The sequence below is a fragment of the Dysgonomonas termitidis genome (assembly GCF_054657735.1).
On record NZ_BAAHYD010000003.1, the window covers coordinates 51,393 to 68,734 of the forward strand.

The following is a 17,342-nucleotide window of genomic DNA, read 5'->3' on the forward strand; positions in this document are numbered from 1 at the left end:
AAGAATGGGGGGGATGGCTCAGAAGGGCTATCCTCCTCTTTTTATCCCCCGCTTATCCGCTTAAACCGTTCCATAGTAGCGAGTACATTATTCACGTACTTCATTGTTTCCCCACCTCTGAAATAGCCGCTTTTACACACCGGATCGTTATAGTATTCCGGATTGCTTTTCAGCTCCAGATACTTCTGTACATTTCCTTCCCATATATAGGGATTGGCTCCGTATTTCAGGGCAAGGGCCTGTGCGTCATTTATGTGCCCGTTCCCCGCATTGTAGGCAGCCAGGATGAATTTTTCACGTTCACTGATACTTTCTACTTTCCGGAAAATCTTATCCAGTCTGTCCAGTAATTCTACCGCTGCACCGATGCTCAGGTCAGGATTCATACGGTCTTCACTCGTCAAGCCCAACGAGGCAGCAGTACGGGGCATCAGACCCATAATGCCGGCAGCCCCTGCCCACGAAGTGAGGTTGTTCTGAAAGCGCGACTCATGATAGCAAATTGAAGCCAGAAACTGCCATTCATACTTTGTATTCTTAGTATGCTTTTTGAATAAGTCATCATAGACCGAAACCGCGCCTTTAGGCAGATTTTTCGGAGCCACATACTCTCCTTCGAAAAGCTGTTTGCTCAGCTCGAAATATTTCTTTATGATACTTTTATATACAGGTGTATTGTCATTCTCGGCAAACCATTCATTAAGAGCATTCGCCAGATGAGGCATATCTTTCCGCACTGCCCATGAAGCCCGTTGTTCGAAGCTTATAGGCAACGAGATATCGATATTCCTGAAATAAGTACGGTTTAGCCGGGCAATATATTCATCACAAGCCGTGTATCTGATTTTCCCCAAGGACACCATTTCTATCAGATCTTCACTCGTGATAGTATCCTCACCAACTGTATGTATCTTGATTCCTCCTCCTAATTCAGAATCGAGATTGAGAAGACGCTGGTGATATTTGGTATCTCCCTCTACATATACTTCTTTACCTATAAGGCCTGTCACATCCTTTATTATGGTATCTCCTTTATTCGCCCTCTGAACAAGTACCTGATGAGTAATTTGCTGTAATCCACAATATGAAATGGAATCTTTCAACTCATTTTGTATGGGCACTGCATAGGCAATCAGATCTCCCTCCCCCCTTTTTAGCATTTCTATCAGCCGGGTGGTATTCTCCGCCACTTTTACATTCAGCTTCAACCCGTAATGATCGCAAAAGTCCTGGGCAAGATCGTAGTCGTATCCCATTTGTTCTTCCCTGTAAATAAAGTACGAGGTCGAGCTATTAAGTGTTATAATAGTCAGTTCGCCTTTCTCCTTTATTTGTTCAAAGTCGTAAACAGGCTGCTCCTGCTTTTTCTTACAAGAGAAAAAAAAGCAGGATGAAAGCAACAGGTAGATAATAAGGTTATATTTCATAGTGTGCCCCTGTTTTAATACATTGTGATTCGCTTGTTCTGATTTTCTTAATCTTTACAGACCAAAGATAATCAGTATATTATAATTTAAAATCGCCAGTGATTATATCTTCCACTTTGATATTATATTCCGCAACGATATGATTTATCACATCTCCGGCTGCAGGTAAGCTATCTATTAATGAGCTGACCTGGCCTATTTCCAGCTCACCTTCCACAAGGTCTCCTTCGAATATTCCCCTTTTAGAACGGCCGCGTCCGAGCAACTCGCGCATTTCTTCTACCGATGCACCCCTGTCTTCGGCAGACTGCACAGCATTATAGAAGTCATTCTTTATCATGCGGGTAGGACTGAGTTTTTTCAGAGAGAGGATAGTATCGCCTTCTTTCAGGTTAATACATAATTCCTTAAATTCCTGAGACGCCGAACTTTCCTGTGTCAGGGCAAAGCGCGTACCCATTTGTATTCCTTCCGCACCTAGCGCAAAGGCTGCCAGCATTCCGTTGCCTGTGCCGATCCCTCCTGCTGCAATGAGCGGAATATGTATGCTCTGTCTCACCTGTGGTATAAGTACCATCGTAGATGTCTCCTCTCGGCCGTTGTGTCCTCCGGCTTCGAACCCTTCGGCTACAACCGCATCCACACCTGCTTCCTGGCATTTCAGGGCAAACCTGGAACTGGATACAACATGGGTTACAATGATACTGTTATCCTGTAATTTTTTAGTCCAAAGCTTTGGATTACCTGCCGATGTAAATACAATTTTCACCCCTTCGGAAATAATGATGTCCATTATCGTGTCTATTTCAGGGTACATCAACGGCACGTTGACTCCAAATGGTTTATCTGTTGCAGCTTTACATTTTTGGATATGTTCGCGAAGTGTTTCGGGATGCATCGAACCGGCCCCGATGAGCCCTAATCCGCCTGCATTACTCACAGCCGAAGCCAGCTTCCAGCCACTACACCATACCATTCCTCCCGAAATAATGGGATATTTTATTCCAAATAAAGATGTTATTCTGTTTGTCATTGTTTAGTTTATATTTTGATTTTTACTTGTTAATCATATCTTGGAAAAGGTTACAAAGGTAACACTTGTTTCAGTGAACAGTAAACAGTCATCAGTTAACAACTTGTATCTCGTATCTCGTTTACTCGTATCTTGTTTACTTGTAACCCGTAATTGCCCGAAGGGCGCAGTAACTTGTAACTGCTTTAATCAATCTGTCAAAGAGTTATCCGCTAAAAGCTATTAGCTCTTATTATATAGATAAAGTTTTCCAAAAAAATCCAATACAGGTTCAACCTTATAGCCTTTTTATGACTTCAGCTTCTCCAGTTGCTCTTTAGAAAGACAGATGTATTTCTGCCCCTTCATTTTGGCATCGCTTACCGCCGACCGGACTTCATATTCAAGAAATTTTCCACGTGAATATTCTTCTATTTCCGCAAGTGAGATTTGTATGTTCCCATCTATTACAGGCACTTCTTCTTCCACCTCAGGCTCAATATCTGTTGCCTCTTCCTTCTCCGGAACCGGCCCGGGTTGTTCCACCTTTGTTTCCGCTACTATTTCGGAAACACCGGAATTTTCCTCTGCAGGCTCTATTACAGGCCTTTCTTCCAAAAATGTAACAGCATCTTCCTTCTCTTCTTTTATTGCCGTAACTATATCGGCTACATTTGCCGTAACAGGAGGAATCTCAATTTTGATTACATTGGGTTCTTTTACGATCACTTCTTTCTTGTAAGGAGGCGGAGTGCCGGTAAGCATCTTATTTTCTTCTATAATTCCCGACAGGATATCCTCAATCTCATCGATCTTGTTCCGCTCCAACTCATACAGGTTGTCTATTTCATACAGCTTATATTGTAATTGAGGCATTTTCCGCAAAAGCTTCTCCCTGTCAAAGCAGGCAAGCGAAATATACGGTTTTCCGGAAAAAGAGGCCTTGAGGTCGATCATGATTTTATAGTCCTTGTTCTCCCTTACTTTATATTCTATAAGATTACTGTAAGACAGCCGGTGAATGACATCGTCATCTTCTATGAAGATGAATTCCCGGGCTGTATTATCGTAGCTGAATAAATAGAAACCTACAGCACTGTCTATTATTTCATCATCGTTGAATTCCTCACAGGTCTTAAGTACAGAACGAAGCCTTAGGGAATAGGAATCAGACCAGTTGAACCCGCTTGAGGAGGTTTGTTTCTGGTCCCGGCTTTGTTTTATAAAATGATTTACAAACCGGATAATAATAAAGATAAGAATCGCGTAACCGAATATTGACATTAGGCTGAGTTGTTGAAAATTTATAAAAAGATGACATTAACAAACTTACAAAAAAAATGGAGATGGCGAATCCTTTATGTAGAAAATAGATTGGATAAAATGATTCAGGTACGGCAAGACAGGTGTTTTCCGTATGAATTATATAAAAAAATAAATATCTTAGAGCCTTTAAAAAAACGATGACGATGGAGAGTATTATTAACATTGCGGTAAAGAATCAGGAAAAAGCATATGAGATAATAGAAAAAACCGGCATCATCCTTATCTGGGAGTCGGTAGGAGCAGAAGTCAACCTTGTTGGCTCTCTCAAAACGGGATTGCTAATGACCAACAACGACATCGATTTCCATGTCTATTCTTCCCCGCTGCTCATATCCGACAGTTTTCTGGCAATGGGTAAGCTGGCGGAAAATCCCGGTATTATGCGGCTGGAATATATAAACGGTATAGAAACGGAAGAACAGTGTATCGAGTGGCATGTATGGTATCAGGATGATGATGGATCAGTATGGAAAATCGATGTCATTCATATATTGAAAGGTTCCAGGTATGATGGGTATTTTGAACAAATGGCAAAAAGAATAAATGAAGTTATGACTCCCGGTCAGAAGGAGACGATACTGAGACTGAAATATGAAACCCGCGGAATGGGAAAGATAATAGGGGTAGAATATTATCAGGCTGTTATCAGGGATGGGATAGACAATGTTCAGGATTTTATTGAATGGAGAGAAAAAAATCCGGTGAAAAACGTTGTGGAGTGGATTCCTTAACCTGATTATTTTATTCTTTTAAATGAGAACCCGGACCGGTAAAATACAAACCGTTTCTAAGTATTTCACAAAAAAATAATTAGCTTTGTGAGACTAAGAGCCTGTTTAAATTTTAGCGAAATGTTTTCTTAAGGCTCTTTAAAATAAATCTTAGCTGCTTTTTTTATATTCTTTTGAGCGTCTTTTTTACTTTTTACTTTTGATTTAGTCAGCTAAACCCGCAAGTAAAAATCAAAAAATCCATCTTGAAATAATTATCAAAAAATTCAGCTGTAAATTTTAAACAGACTCTAATATTTTTAAATGAAAGACTTATGAGATATTATATAAGTTTATTATTGTTCCTCTTTATCGGGGCAAATTACGGAACAGCCCAGACAACAGTAAAAATGAGCGCTGTGAAAGCGAATAACTATGGTGTCGCTTATTCACTGCCCAAAACATCGCTGGTGATCACCGTAGATTATACAAAAAAGACGCGTAAAGCCGGAGAGTTTTTTCAGTATGCCGAGCGTTATCTGAGCATTTCCAATCCTATAACGGAAGACGCGGTATCTTATACATTGGATAAAATAGACGCAACAACAAAAGGTGTGGTGGATAAAGATAAATCATATCTGGTAGAATTCAGGTCAAACACGACTTCTCCGTTTGTAACACTGACAAAGGACGGCCTGATATGCGCTATTAACGATGATTATACATTCCCTAAAGAAGAAATCAGGGGAGATGCTCCTGTGGCTTCAGCCGTCCTTCCAAATCCGCGCAGCTTCTTGTCGGAAGAAATATTAAGGGCCGGCTCCACTGCGAAGCAGGCAGAACTGATCGCTAAACAGATTTACCGGTTGCGCGAAAGCCGTAACAATATTCTTACCGGAGATGCCGATAATATGCCGCCTGATGGCAACGCTTATAAACTGGTGATGACCCAGCTGGAAGAGCAGGAGAAAGCACTGACAGCCATGTTTGCAGGCATGGAAACGATAGAAACCGGGACAAGGGAATTTACCGTTATCCCTGATGATAAGAATATAGACAACCGTATTATCTTCCGTTTTTCCTCCAAGCTGGGTATTGTGGGCGCGGACGATCTTTCGGGTTCTCCTGTGGCCCTGACGCTAAAGAATAAAGAGCCAAGGGAAGCGCAGGTACTTACCCCTAAGGAGGAGAAAGAGCTGGAAAAGAAATTCTCTGCGGGAATAATTTATAATATTCCGGGAAAAGCCGCTTTGCAAATATCATATAATGGACGAAACTATGTGCAGAAAGATTGTGACATTGTACAATATGGCGTACAGGATGTACTCGTTCCAAAGATGTTTGATAACAATAAATTACCTGTAAAGGTCATCTTTTATCCAGACATGGGAGCGATAAAACAGATCATACAATAAACCGCGGGTATATGACCGGTATGCCAATGAGGTAAAGTGTAAAGTACTCTATCCATTGGCATATTGTTTTCCGCGGGGGTATTGGGATGGTCTGCCCAAAGCATTTGCTGATATGCTTATTTTCAAATTTACTGATTGAAATTATGGCTTTAGAAACAGAACGGAAATTTTTAGTCAAAGGGGACTTTAAACAGTACGCCTATGCACATGAGGAGATCGTGCAGGGCTACCTGTCCTCTGTCACTGAACGTACGGTTCGTATCCGTATAAAAGGGGATAAGGCTTATATTACCATCAAAGGCGCAGGCGATGAGTCGGGGATGTCGCGTTACGAATGGGAAAAAGAAATACCCGGAGAGGAAGCCCGGGAATTGATGAAGCTATGTGAGCCGGGCATTATAGATAAAGTACGTTATTATATTGAGAATGGAGATCGCAAATTTGAAGTGGATGAATTTCATGGTGAAAATGAAGGGCTTATAATGGCCGAGATAGAACTGGCCGATAAAGAAGAAGAGTTTGACAGGCCTGACTGGCTGGGGACCGAAGTGACAGGAGACAGCCGTTACTATAACTCATCTTTAGTAAAATATCCTTACAGGGAATGGAAGAATGAATGAAGAATGAAAAATTAAGAAAGAGAAAGTAGTGTATCAGCATCTGATACACCGGTAAGCTAAGAACTTATTACTCATTACTTACTACTCACATAAAATATGATCGATACTGAAGTAAAAGTACATGACAACTTTTCGTTAGAATTTAAGATTGGCTTTATTACCAATAAAAACACTAAGGATGTGAATGATTTCAAGATCAACACGTGGTTGTTTTTGCCCAATAGTCTCGATATCAATCGTTCTACCTATAAGAAAAGTGACTTTTACAGGGATGTAAAGAATAATATCCGCCTTATTACACCCATATATTCTCTGGCCGAAATACTTAAAGCGGGACGGGGGCCTTTACCGCGTTTACAGAAAGCACTGGACGATTTGGCTGTGAATTCTGCCGATGAGGTAAAATCGGAGAGTTTCGTCTATCAGGTGAAGATGTTCGTCTGTATCCTCAAAAGTGCATTGCGCCGCCATGTACAGATAATAAAAAATACGGCCACCGACGAGAAAATTACCGTTCATGTCGAAAACTATATACGTGACATCAGGGATATAGCGCTGCAATACCGGGAGATGTGGGATGAACTGACCAAGCCCGATATCACTCAGCAGCAGAGGGAGTTTTTTCTTTATGGAGATGACTTCCTTGGGAATATCACCGAGCAATACACATTCCAGATCATGAGATTTCTGGAAGGACGGCCTGTATATGCACGTTTGAAGCCCGAATTACACCGATTGGTGGAAGACGAAATCGCTCATCGTAAAAAGCGTGGATTCAGGTTGTTGGAAAAGGATGACGAAAAGCATAACAGCCTTGTTATTTCCCAGCGTAATATATTGAAAAAACTGGTGGAAAGCGACCTGTTTCTACAAATAGTACGGAAAAAAGACGGGCTGCTGGCCGAACAGTTTTACTATAGTATCGCTGCGGGTATCGCTATGGTGTTTGCCACTGTCGTGTCCTTTTTTGCTACGTTACGGTTTGGTAATTTTACGACCGACCTGTTTATTATACTGGTCTTCAGTTATATGTTCAAAGACCGGATAAAAGATATGATGCGTTACTATTTTTCGTCCAAGCTGGGCAAAAAATATTTCGACACCAAATTGAAGCTTAGTATCCGTAAACAGGAAATAGGATGGATAAAAGAGGCCTTCGATTATATAGAAGAGAGTAAGTTGCCGGAAGCGGTTCGTAATTTAAGGGCCCGTTCGCCGCTGGTGGAGGCCGAAAACCAATTCTATGACGAAAAGATCGTACTTTATCGTAAATGGGTAAGCCTGTCCAGGGAAGATATAGAGAAGTATAAAGAATACCGTTTATCGGGGATCAATGACATCACCCGTTTCAACCTGATGAATTTTACCCAGAAAATGGATAATCCTTCTATTCCGCTTTATATGTCCGATGAGGAGAAAGGGTTTGTGGCTCTGGAGGGCAATAAAATATATTCACTGTACTTTATAGTACAATGCATATCCGATAAAGACGAATACTACAGAAAATACCGTGTGTTATTCAACCGCAATGGGATTGCAGATGTAAGCGAACTCGATTAGATAAAGTTTAAAGGCAGGTTTCTGCGTTTCTTTTTCTTGTTATTCTGAACATAAGCATATACCGCAACACTGGCTACGGCAGCTACTAAAGTTACGGCTAATACTTTTTTTGTCATATCGTTAATTTTATATAAATATATATTAGTATATAGTAAAGGTAATAACAAAAATCGGAATATAAGCGTATAGAAAACAAGAATATTTCGTGTAAAAGCAAGCCTTCTATCTGGATCTGAATCTAAACTTAAAGCCGTTTTCGGCCACATATACCCCTAATAAGATAAATATGGAACCAAAAAGCGCAACAACCGTAATATGTTCGTTTATCACAATTGCCGATGTGAGCAAAGTAACAAGTGGTACGAAATAGATGTAATTGGATGTTTGCACCACTCCTAATTCTTTCACAGCGCTGTTCCATGCAATAAAACACAACAGCGACGCTATTAATCCGAGGAATATGAGGTTTGATGCTATCAGGGGATCAATGAGTAAAGAGGGGGTAAATGTCGCCGAATCCATAAGGGAAAAAGGCAACATGGTAACGATTCCGTAAAAGAAAACCTTCCGGGTGATAAACAGTGTAGAATATCTTCCGTTCAACTGTTTGAGTATAATACCATAGAAAGCCCATGACAAGGCAGCCAACACAGTCAGCATATCGCCAAGCGGATTGATCTGCAATATGAAGCTACCATTGAAAACAACTAAAGCCATACCCACAAGGGCAACCAACGAGCCGGTTATAAGACGCGGCCTCAATGGTTCTTTCTTGTAGAAAAGAAATGTTAGCAAAGCCGTGAAAATAGGAGAAGTACATACTATAAGCGAAACATTGGAAGCCAGTGTTATTCCCAGCGCCGTGTTCTCGAATACAAAATACAGCGCCCCTCCGGTCAGCCCTGCCGCCGCGCACAGCAGTTCATCTTTCTTGCTGTTTGCAAAAAGAGTCCGGGGACAGATAATCCATATTCCTGCATAAGCCAGGACAAAACGGTAGAGAAATATCTCAACGGGGGAGAGCCCGCATCCTATCAGTATCTTTGTGGATACGAATGTCGTCCCCCATACTATCACTGTTAAGACGGCGATTATATGATACCAATATCTTTTATTTATAACCATAGTATGTCTTTAAAATAGTTGTAAAAGTAATAGATATCGTCCATTTTACACTGGAATACAGGTATAAATTTTAACAAAAATCGACTATTCCGGTAACACCTTCAAGGGCAGAGCCGGTCAGAGTGCATACCATTACGTTCTCTTCCGGAAATCCCGATGCATGCCTGATCCCATATGCCGATGCGGGTTTAAATCCAAACCGGTGGTAATATGCGGGATCACCACAGAGGAAGATCAACTTATAGCCCATCTCACGGGCAAGCCTGAATCCTTCCCGGATCAGGGACGAACCTATTCCTGAATCCCTGTATTCCGGAAGGACGGATATAGGCGACAGCAGGAGGCTTTCCACGTTGCTGTTGCCGGCTCTTGCAACATATGTTTTGGTAAACATGGCCTGCCCTACCAGTTTATTATTCACCTCTGCGACCAAATCCAGTCCGGGGATATAACCATCCCCTTGTCTTAGTTTTCCGGCGTAGTCCTGTTCGTCCCCGTCCCTTACTTTTGCTGTTTCAAAAGCTGTCTTTATCAGGTTGTACACTTCGGGTTGTTCTTCTTTTGCAATTTCTCTTATTCTTATATTATTCATATTCTTGTTTTTTTTGATTGATTATTGCTGTTTTTGATTCGGTCGAGTTTCCACCATAAGCCGTTCTCATCCTCCTTATAGTTTGTAAAACCGCATTTCTGTAATACCCTGTGCGATGCGAAATTGCCTCTTTCGGTCTCTGCTGTTACGGCTTTCACCCCCGGTTGACTTAGTGCCCATTCGCACATTGCCTGTACTGCTTCGGTCATATAACCCATATTGCGGTAACCCGCATGTGTGCCATACCCTATCTCAATATATTCATTTTCCAGTGGAGAATTTTTGAAGTTGGCACCTGCGATAGCCTTATTCTCCGATTTTAATATGATCTGCCTGTTGGTGAGCCAGATAAGATTGTCTGTATCGGACAATGTTTTTTGGTATTGGTACTCTATTGCTTGTCGGGTGTGTTTATCGGGTCGTTCTCCGGACGATATCAGTCCCATTTCCGTTTCCATTCTGTCTACTCCGAGCACGAGCAGACGGAATTGCTCCGCCGTTAGCGGAACAATCCTCAATCTTGCTGTTTCTATAATCATTATTTATCAGATTTTTTGTCCGATATAGAACACATAACTGTAGTAATCTTTGTATTTCTTATACAGATTGATTTCTGTCAGCTGGCTATCAATAAACTGTTTCGCTTCTTCGCTGTCATTTTGCTCTTCCAAAAACGGGTCTACTGCCGCTTCCACCAGATCGTAAAAGTTTTCGAGCCAGCAATTCACAGGTAATACAAAGTGAGAGACAGGTATATATCCTGCTTCCTGCATCACGGCTATCTTATTAGGTATGGTATCGATACCGTTATAGTTCTGTTCCCAGAATTCATCTATTTCCAGTGGGCGCTCTTTTGTAATCCATGATACTTCCGACACTGCGATGTATCCTTCTTCCCTGATATATTGGCGCCATTCGCGCAATCCTCTTTCGAAACCTAGATGATAAATAGAGCCTTCGGCCCAGATAAGATCAAGTTCATTATCTGAAAACGGAAGGTTCTCCATAGAGCCTGCCAGGGTAGTGAACCTGTCTTCAAATCCTGCCTGTTTGACATTCTTATCCAATATTTCTATAAATTTTTCCGATAAGTCGATGGCTGTGATATGTCCCAGGGTGTTTTTTGCAAGCGTGATCGTTTGCCCCCCGGTACCGCAGCCTATATCTGCAATTTTCGAATTTACAGAGGTGCCTGGTATAAAATCCAGGGCTCTTTTGGTTATTTCTATACTGCCGGGACCTTGTCTGCTGACTAATTTGTAAAAGTCGAATATCAAATCAAAATCTTCTACCAGTTTTATTTCTTTTTTCGTTGTTTTTATTTCTTTACTCATGATAATTGATGCTTTTAGTTTGTGCATATCATGGTATGGGGAAATGATAAACCTCCATGGATGATAGTCACAAAATGTTTTAATAAAATGCAATAAAAAAATCACCCGAAAAAACGAAGTATTCGGGATGAGACGGAGGAATAGCCGGTAAAGTAAGTTGTATTACAGATTACAGGCTATTTACAGCACCAATATATTCTTACGAGTAAAAGACATAAATTGTTTTAATAGTGGTGTAAAGATATAATAAATCTTAAACCGGACAAAAAAATACTGAAGTTTAATGGAAATAACATACCGGTGTATGGATGGACTTTCCTCTCATTTATGCCAATCAAAAATATTTCGGTCATTAATTAGCATAATTAAATTAAAATATTCAACTTGCAACGAAAAAGATGAGAAAAATTGCTTTTGAACCGATAGCTAACGAAAAATCCCGGATTCTGATCCTCGGAACAATGCCCAGCGAAGAATCTTTACGTAAGCAGGAACGATACGGGCATAAAAGCAACCAGTTCTGGAAAATTATTTTCACTTTATTTGACAAGCCGTTGCCGGATGGCTATGCAGAGAAAAACGCCCTGCTGGAAGAAAATAACATCGCCATTTGGGATGTGCTCGAATCATGTGAAGGAACAGGAAGCCTCGATAGCAGTATTAAGAATGAAAAGCCGAACGATTTCAAAAAGTTTTTCAGGAAATATCCTCAAATCAGACATATCTTTTTTACAAGCAAAAAGGCCGAAGAATTTTATAGAAAATATGTAGGCTTCGATGAAAGCAGGATATATATCACCTTGCCTTCTCCCAGTCCGGCTAATGCACGGATGACCCTTGCCCAAAAAATTGAAAAGTGGCAGATCTTTATTGATACCGTAAAGGCTACAAAAGTGACGGATTGATAATAAGGTGATAACCTGGCCGTAGGCCTGTTGATTACTTTTATATCTGCAATAATAACTGCTTACGATTAAATGATGTTGCATTAAATACTTTCTTTTACTTATTTACTACATTTGTATGTATAACAACAGTATAAGCCTTTGCATTGGAAAAGAAAAGCTCGTCATATAATCAAATCCTAAAGTCTACATCTATTTTTGGTGGGTCGCAAATTCTCGTTATCCTGATCGGAGTTATCCGCAATAAGATGATAGCGGTTTTATTGGGGCCGGCCGGTGTCGGTATTATCGGCATATACAACTCGGTCATAGAGATGATACGCTCAGCCGGAGGGTTGGGGATGGATACCACGGGAGTGAAGGAGATTGCGGAGGCGGAAAGTTCCGGAGACAGGGAGATACTTTATAAAACTGCTACCCGGTTCAATAAATGGTTCAGGACAATGGCTTTCAGCGGAGCGCTGGCCTGCCTTATTTTCTCTTATCCGATTAGTATCTGGGCTTTTGAAGATGGTAGTTTTACCCTTTATATAGCCTGCTTATCGGTTTGTGTGTTCCTTGCGATACTGACTATGGGCAGGTCTTCCATATTGCAGGGAATGCGCAGGATACCCGAAATGGCAAAATCCGCTATTCTGGGAAGTTTATCCGGGTTGCTTATATCTATACCTGCTTATTTACTTTTCGGCCTGGATGGGATTCTTCCTGCTTTTGTATTTTCATCGCTGCTTTCGTTCCTGTGTGTGGAATTCTATTACCGTAAACTACATCTCGGAAAAAGTGATATATCAAATAAAGAGGCTTTCGAGTCGGGATTGAAAACCCTGAAATTAGGACTTTTCATCGTTGTAGCCGGATTTATAGGTACAGCAAGTATGTTTTTCATTAAGACCTTTGTCGCGCGGAGTATAGATATGGATGCCGCAGGCTTGTTCCAGTCGGCGTGGGTGATTACAAATATATACCTGAGCCTTATACTCCGTTCTATGGGGTCGGATTTCTTCCCCCGCCTGTCAGCTATTGCAAATGAAGGAGAGAAAGTAAGGAAGCTGGTGAATGAGCAAAGTTATATCATTCTGATAGTAGCTTCACCCATCATAATAGGGATGCTGTTATTTGCCGACTTTGCCCTGTCTGTTCTTTACACCTCCGAATTCGGGTATGCTGATGCCGTGCTGAGGTGGCAGGTGCTGGGAACTTTTTTTAAGGTACTCTGCTGGCCTGTAGCCTTCATTATGTTGGCGAAAAACAAAGGGGTTGCCTTTTTAGCCACCGAGATCATATTTTATCTGGTTTACCTGCTGTCCGGTTATTTATTATTCCCAAAATACGGGCTTGAGGCTACAGGTATCGGTTATCTGATAGCCTATATTGTTTATCTTCCGGTGGTCTTCCTGGCAGGTAAAACTATTTCTGGGTTTACCTGGGACAGCAATATTATAAAGATGACAGCTATAAACCTGCTGCTTGTCGTGGCCGCTTTTTATATAGCGCAATATTACGCGGGAGAACATGGCTTACTGTCAGGTGCGGGAATCTTGGCGATATCGCTTGTGTACGCGTATGTTAAATTGAAAAAGGTATTCAGTATAAGTGAATTACAGGACTGGTTCAGGAAGAAATGACCGTGTCAGATTTTACCCTTTTCTATTTCTTTTACCCGGGGTATCACCAGGCTGTCCTCTATAAAAGTGTGGGCTTCAAGTTCTTCCTCGGACATATACAGTTCGGTAAGGATATTCACCATTAGCATCTGGTCTATAGTGCCGGGCAGGTATTTCATCAGTATCTGTTTCAGGTCATTCATTTTACCTTCTATGTCATTGTGCCTTTGCTCAAATATATTGATGGAATATTTCTTTTCTCCCGACTCGTTAATAAGGGAATATACATAAGGAAAAACGACCTCATCTTCATACAGCATATGTTCCTCTACTTCCTTTGTATAGTTGTCGAAGAAGTTAAGTACAACGTCCTTCAGTCTTTTTTCGGAGGTGTCGAAAACAAGTTCCAGTTTACGGCGGATGTTAGGTAGCCTTTTTTCCAGAAAATAGCTGTGGGAGCTTTTCAGGTAGCGGAGAAATGGTTCCAGTGGAAGGGCTCCGAAAGCCTCTTCTATATTGATAATGGATTTATTGGATTGATAGCTGGCAAGGAACAGGAAGCAATCGGTATCGAATCCGTTTTCCTTGCAGACAGCGTCTACACTCTTTTCGCCAAATCCCAGAGATATATTCAGGCGGTTGAGTAACAGAAGAAGCCGGTAGTCGGCATCTATCAGTTCCGACATCTTCATTGACTTTTTAAATATGATGGTGATATTTTGCATGATGTTGAAGTTTTATTCGTCCTGATACTTTATTTCGGATATATCCACAAGTTTGTTTATTATCGCGTATATGGTCAGTCCCGAGATGCTGTGCACTTTAAGTTTACGGGTAATGTTCCGGCGATGTGTTATAGCCGTGTGTATGGATATGTTATGATGTTCGGCAATCTCTTTATTGCTCATTCCTTTTACAACGCTGATCAGGATCTCTTTCTCCCTGTCACTGAGCTCTTCCTGGTCATTTTGCCCGGCTTGTTCCTTATTCAGGCAATTGAGCAATGTTTCTTCAATCCTTGACTCCGAATCGTTTATTTTGATAACCGCATCATACGATTTGTAGAACTGCTCATCAATGATATTATATACCAGCGCAATGATCGCAATGTTTTTATTCAGGTTCAGTTGCTGGCGTATATCCTGCTTCGAGGTATGCCCCAGAAGCATAGGATTGATAAGTACTGCGTCGGGATGAAGTATGTCGAGCTGGTAATTGATATCCTCCATTTCCTTCAGTTCCACGACCTTTCCCACACTGGATAACTGGGAAAGAACATAGACCAGTCCTTTGCGTATAATATATGATGTTTCGGCTACTGCTAATACTTTCTTTGTATTCGACATCTTTTACGATAGTTTCTTATATAGAATCATTCTTTATAATGTGCAAATTACGTTATAAATTATGTTATTAACAAATGTTATTGGACATAAAGAATGTCAATAAAAGATAATATCTTTATCTGTATATTCGAGAACAATATTTGTATTAGTTTTGTTTAGCGAATGAAATACAAGTAGAACAGGAATAGATTTGCAAATGAAATAACATGCCGGTATCTGGATTGAGGGTCAGGAACTCGTTTCTTGTTTTCCCGTCTGCTTGTATCTAAAACATGTAACCCATTATTTATGATCAACTTTAAACAAATTACACTAACTGATAAAAAGGAAATAGATGCCTGTTTTTCCGGAAATATTTATAGAGCCTGTGACTTTTGCTTTGCCAACCTGTTTGCCTGGAATGCCAAGTTTAAAACAATGTATGCCATAGAGCACCGCACTATTTTTCTCCGTTTTCAGGATTCCGACGGGCAGCTTTATTACATGATGCCTATCGGTAAAATGCCGCTGAGAGACGCATTTGAGCTAATAATGAAAGATGCGGAAGACAATAAAATCCCGTTCCAGATGAAAGGTATCACACTCCGGATGTGGGAAAATATACAGAAGGAGATGCCGGATAAATTCCGCTACCTTCCCGACAGGAATAATGATGAATATATTTATCTGTCGGAAAAACTAATAAAGCTTTCCGGTAAAAAACTGCAAAGCAAGCGGAATCACATCAACCGCTTTAAAGCGGATAATCCTGATTGGGAATACTTCCCCCTGACCACTAAGAAAGAGCTGGACGAATGTGTGAGGATGCTTGATGAGTGGGAAGAGAAGTCTACATCAGCTATCAATATAACGCAGCGTTACGATTATATTGCGACAAGACTGATGCTCGAACATTTCGAATACCTGCAACTGCGTGGGGGAGCTGTCCGGGTGAATGGAAAGATAGTGGCTTTTACAATAGGGGAACCATTGACTGAAGACTCTTTTGTGGTGCATGTGGAAAAAGCATTCGGGGATATGAATGGTGCTTATACCATCATCAATCAGCAGTTTATAGAGCACGAAGCCTCGGATTTTATGTATATCAACAGAGAGGAAGATATGGGACTGGACAATCTGCGCAAAGCCAAGATGTCTTACTATCCGGATATTCTTCTCGAGGAAGCGATGTTGATACCGAAGGTATAAATTAGCCCCCTAATCCCCCGGAGGGGGACTTGCAGAGAGGTAATACCCCCCAAACGATTTATATATATTAGATAGTAAGAGAGGACAGGCGCAAACGCCTTTTGTATAAAGGGATTGAGAGAGACACACCCCCGAACGCGCCGACAAACGAAAGATATTTTGCTTATATTCCGGGTGCATTGTAGGTGCATTTTTTAGAGGCCTGTTGAGCCTCTTTTTTTGTGCCGCTACCCATGTGCTTAAATTATATTTAAACGCGCTATAAATGCCATATAAACGGCAAGTATATGCCGCTATACTTGCGCCCTGTTTTGATGCTCCCGGAGATGGTAAAAAATACCCGAAAAACAGGATGGACGAATAAGCGGACGAACAGCGGACGAACAAAACATATATAAAAAATACCACTGTAAAGGGGGGTATATAACATAAAACATATAAAAATATGATAAAATATTGCGTTTCTACCCCCCCTTTATAACATTATATTTTTAAATAATAGAGCATATATAAATAACTGATAGTTATTTGTTTATGACGAAATTACTTTGTTAATGGATTTATAAAACGTGTGCGCAATTATGCCTCGCGGGTATTATAAAATAATTCTCGTATCTTCTCTATTTCATCCAGATGTATGCCAGATGTATCTAATTCTAGTATTTTAAATAAATATTTTGCTTGATCGCCAACCTCTATTACCTGTTCCCGCCGTTTATTGATTGCGTGTTGTCGTTTTAATTCTTGGATTTCATTTAATTGCTTATCCGCATATCCGCTAAAACTAACAACAACACAACGCGCATAAAACTCCTTTAATTGAGTTATATCCGGGTTTTGAATCAGACTTAGCTGTAACTTTTTCAAGTATCTATTTGGATATAATTTTTTATAATTAAGTATTGCATTATTGATTGCCGACTGATAATAATCTTCTGTATGGAGTGTTATTAGTTGATTGTAAAAATTATCTACAAAACGAACTCTACTCTCCAGGGTTTGTAAATTCAATGTTGAGTAAATAATATCATAACTTTCAAAAAACTGCATGATTAGCCCTGATACCCGCATTACTTCAAATTTGATTGCTCGCGAATTTGTTTTTTTCTTTTTTCGAAGAAGAATTGATAAAGAAAAAGACCCTATGGCAATTAGGATCAAAATAACCACTTCCATTT

At 40.6% G+C, this 17,342-nt stretch carries 17 protein-coding genes; 7 read left to right on the forward strand and 10 right to left on the reverse strand.

Annotated features, from left to right (window positions below; genetic code table 11):
• Positions 1-41: 41 nt before the first annotated feature.
• From ACYQ3L_RS21285 to ACYQ3L_RS21295, 3 genes are all read right to left on the reverse strand, one after another.
• Positions 42-1,427, reverse strand: coding sequence for an MltF family protein (locus tag ACYQ3L_RS21285; protein WP_379994965.1), 1,386 nt, complete (start codon positions 1,425-1,427; stop codon positions 42-44).
• 79 nt (positions 1,428-1,506) lie between these two features.
• Positions 1,507-2,460: an NAD(P)H-dependent flavin oxidoreductase gene (locus ACYQ3L_RS21290; RefSeq protein ID WP_379994963.1), complete on the reverse strand. Its 954-nt coding sequence runs from the start codon at positions 2,458-2,460 to the stop codon at positions 1,507-1,509.
• Between the two features lie 288 nt (positions 2,461-2,748).
• On the reverse strand, positions 2,749-3,723 hold the full coding sequence (locus tag ACYQ3L_RS21295; RefSeq protein ID WP_379994961.1) for a hypothetical protein: 975 nt from the start codon (positions 3,721-3,723) through the stop codon (positions 2,749-2,751).
• 185 nt (positions 3,724-3,908) lie between these two features.
• Between ACYQ3L_RS21295 and ACYQ3L_RS21300 the strand changes: the two genes are divergently transcribed.
• The 4 genes from ACYQ3L_RS21300 (at position 3,909) to ACYQ3L_RS21315 (ending at position 8,070) form a co-directional block, all read left to right on the forward strand.
• Positions 3,909-4,496 carry a phosphoglycerate mutase family protein gene (locus ACYQ3L_RS21300; protein WP_379994958.1) on the forward strand — a complete coding sequence of 196 codons (588 nt, stop codon included), beginning with the start codon at positions 3,909-3,911 and terminating at the stop codon, positions 4,494-4,496.
• Positions 4,497-4,810: 314 nt separating this feature from the next.
• Complete coding sequence (locus tag ACYQ3L_RS21305; RefSeq protein ID WP_379994956.1) at positions 4,811-5,890, forward strand: DUF4831 family protein; 1,080 nt, start codon at positions 4,811-4,813, stop codon at positions 5,888-5,890.
• Between the two features lie 143 nt (positions 5,891-6,033).
• Positions 6,034-6,510, forward strand: coding sequence for a CYTH domain-containing protein (locus ACYQ3L_RS21310; RefSeq protein ID WP_379994953.1), 477 nt, complete (start codon positions 6,034-6,036; stop codon positions 6,508-6,510).
• 96 nt (positions 6,511-6,606) lie between these two features.
• The gene (locus tag ACYQ3L_RS21315; RefSeq protein ID WP_379994951.1) at positions 6,607-8,070 is read left to right on the forward strand and encodes a hypothetical protein; all 1,464 of its coding nucleotides are present in this window, start codon (positions 6,607-6,609) and stop codon (positions 8,068-8,070) included.
• Positions 8,071-8,292: 222 nt separating this feature from the next.
• On the opposite strand, the gene ACYQ3L_RS21320 is transcribed toward ACYQ3L_RS21315, so the two are convergent.
• From ACYQ3L_RS21320 to ACYQ3L_RS21335, 4 genes are all read right to left on the reverse strand, one after another.
• Positions 8,293-9,195, reverse strand: a complete 903-nt coding sequence (locus ACYQ3L_RS21320) for a DMT family transporter (protein WP_379994948.1) — start codon at positions 9,193-9,195, stop codon at positions 8,293-8,295.
• Between the two features lie 70 nt (positions 9,196-9,265).
• Positions 9,266-9,787, reverse strand: a complete 522-nt coding sequence (locus tag ACYQ3L_RS21325) for a GNAT family N-acetyltransferase (protein ID WP_379994946.1) — start codon at positions 9,785-9,787, stop codon at positions 9,266-9,268.
• Positions 9,784-10,326 carry a GNAT family N-acetyltransferase gene (locus tag ACYQ3L_RS21330; RefSeq protein WP_379994944.1) on the reverse strand — a complete coding sequence of 181 codons (543 nt, stop codon included), beginning with the start codon at positions 10,324-10,326 and terminating at the stop codon, positions 9,784-9,786. The genes ACYQ3L_RS21325 and ACYQ3L_RS21330 overlap by 4 nt, the downstream gene beginning before the upstream one ends.
• A gap of 6 nt (positions 10,327-10,332) precedes the next feature.
• Positions 10,333-11,121, reverse strand: a complete 789-nt coding sequence (locus ACYQ3L_RS21335; RefSeq protein ID WP_379994942.1) for a class I SAM-dependent methyltransferase — start codon at positions 11,119-11,121, stop codon at positions 10,333-10,335.
• A 398-nt stretch (positions 11,122-11,519) separates the two neighbouring features.
• On the opposite strand from ACYQ3L_RS21335, the gene ACYQ3L_RS21340 reads away from it, so the two are divergent.
• Positions 11,520-12,026: a DNA-deoxyinosine glycosylase gene (locus tag ACYQ3L_RS21340; RefSeq protein ID WP_379994940.1), complete on the forward strand. Its 507-nt coding sequence runs from the start codon at positions 11,520-11,522 to the stop codon at positions 12,024-12,026.
• Between the two features lie 146 nt (positions 12,027-12,172).
• Positions 12,173-13,651 carry an O-antigen translocase gene (locus ACYQ3L_RS21345; RefSeq protein WP_379994938.1) on the forward strand — a complete coding sequence of 493 codons (1,479 nt, stop codon included), beginning with the start codon at positions 12,173-12,175 and terminating at the stop codon, positions 13,649-13,651.
• A 5-nt stretch (positions 13,652-13,656) separates the two neighbouring features.
• On the opposite strand, the gene ACYQ3L_RS21350 is transcribed toward ACYQ3L_RS21345, so the two are convergent.
• Both ACYQ3L_RS21350 and ACYQ3L_RS21355 read right to left on the reverse strand, forming a co-directional pair.
• Entirely contained in the window at positions 13,657-14,355 is a 699-nt protein-coding gene (locus ACYQ3L_RS21350; RefSeq protein WP_379994936.1) for a hemerythrin domain-containing protein, read from the reverse strand.
• A 12-nt stretch (positions 14,356-14,367) separates the two neighbouring features.
• Complete coding sequence (locus ACYQ3L_RS21355; protein ID WP_379994934.1) at positions 14,368-14,976, reverse strand: helix-turn-helix transcriptional regulator; 609 nt, start codon at positions 14,974-14,976, stop codon at positions 14,368-14,370.
• Positions 14,977-15,264: 288 nt separating this feature from the next.
• Here ACYQ3L_RS21355 and ACYQ3L_RS21360 point away from each other — a divergent pair, with 288 nt between their 5' ends.
• Positions 15,265-16,164 (forward strand): DUF2156 domain-containing protein, encoded by a 900-nt coding sequence (locus ACYQ3L_RS21360; protein WP_379994932.1) that lies wholly within the window; start codon positions 15,265-15,267, stop codon positions 16,162-16,164.
• Positions 16,165-16,743: 579 nt separating this feature from the next.
• Here ACYQ3L_RS21360 and ACYQ3L_RS21365 read toward each other — a convergent pair.
• Positions 16,744-17,340, reverse strand: a complete 597-nt coding sequence (locus tag ACYQ3L_RS21365) for a hypothetical protein (protein WP_379994930.1) — start codon at positions 17,338-17,340, stop codon at positions 16,744-16,746.
• Positions 17,341-17,342: the final 2 nt, after the last annotated feature.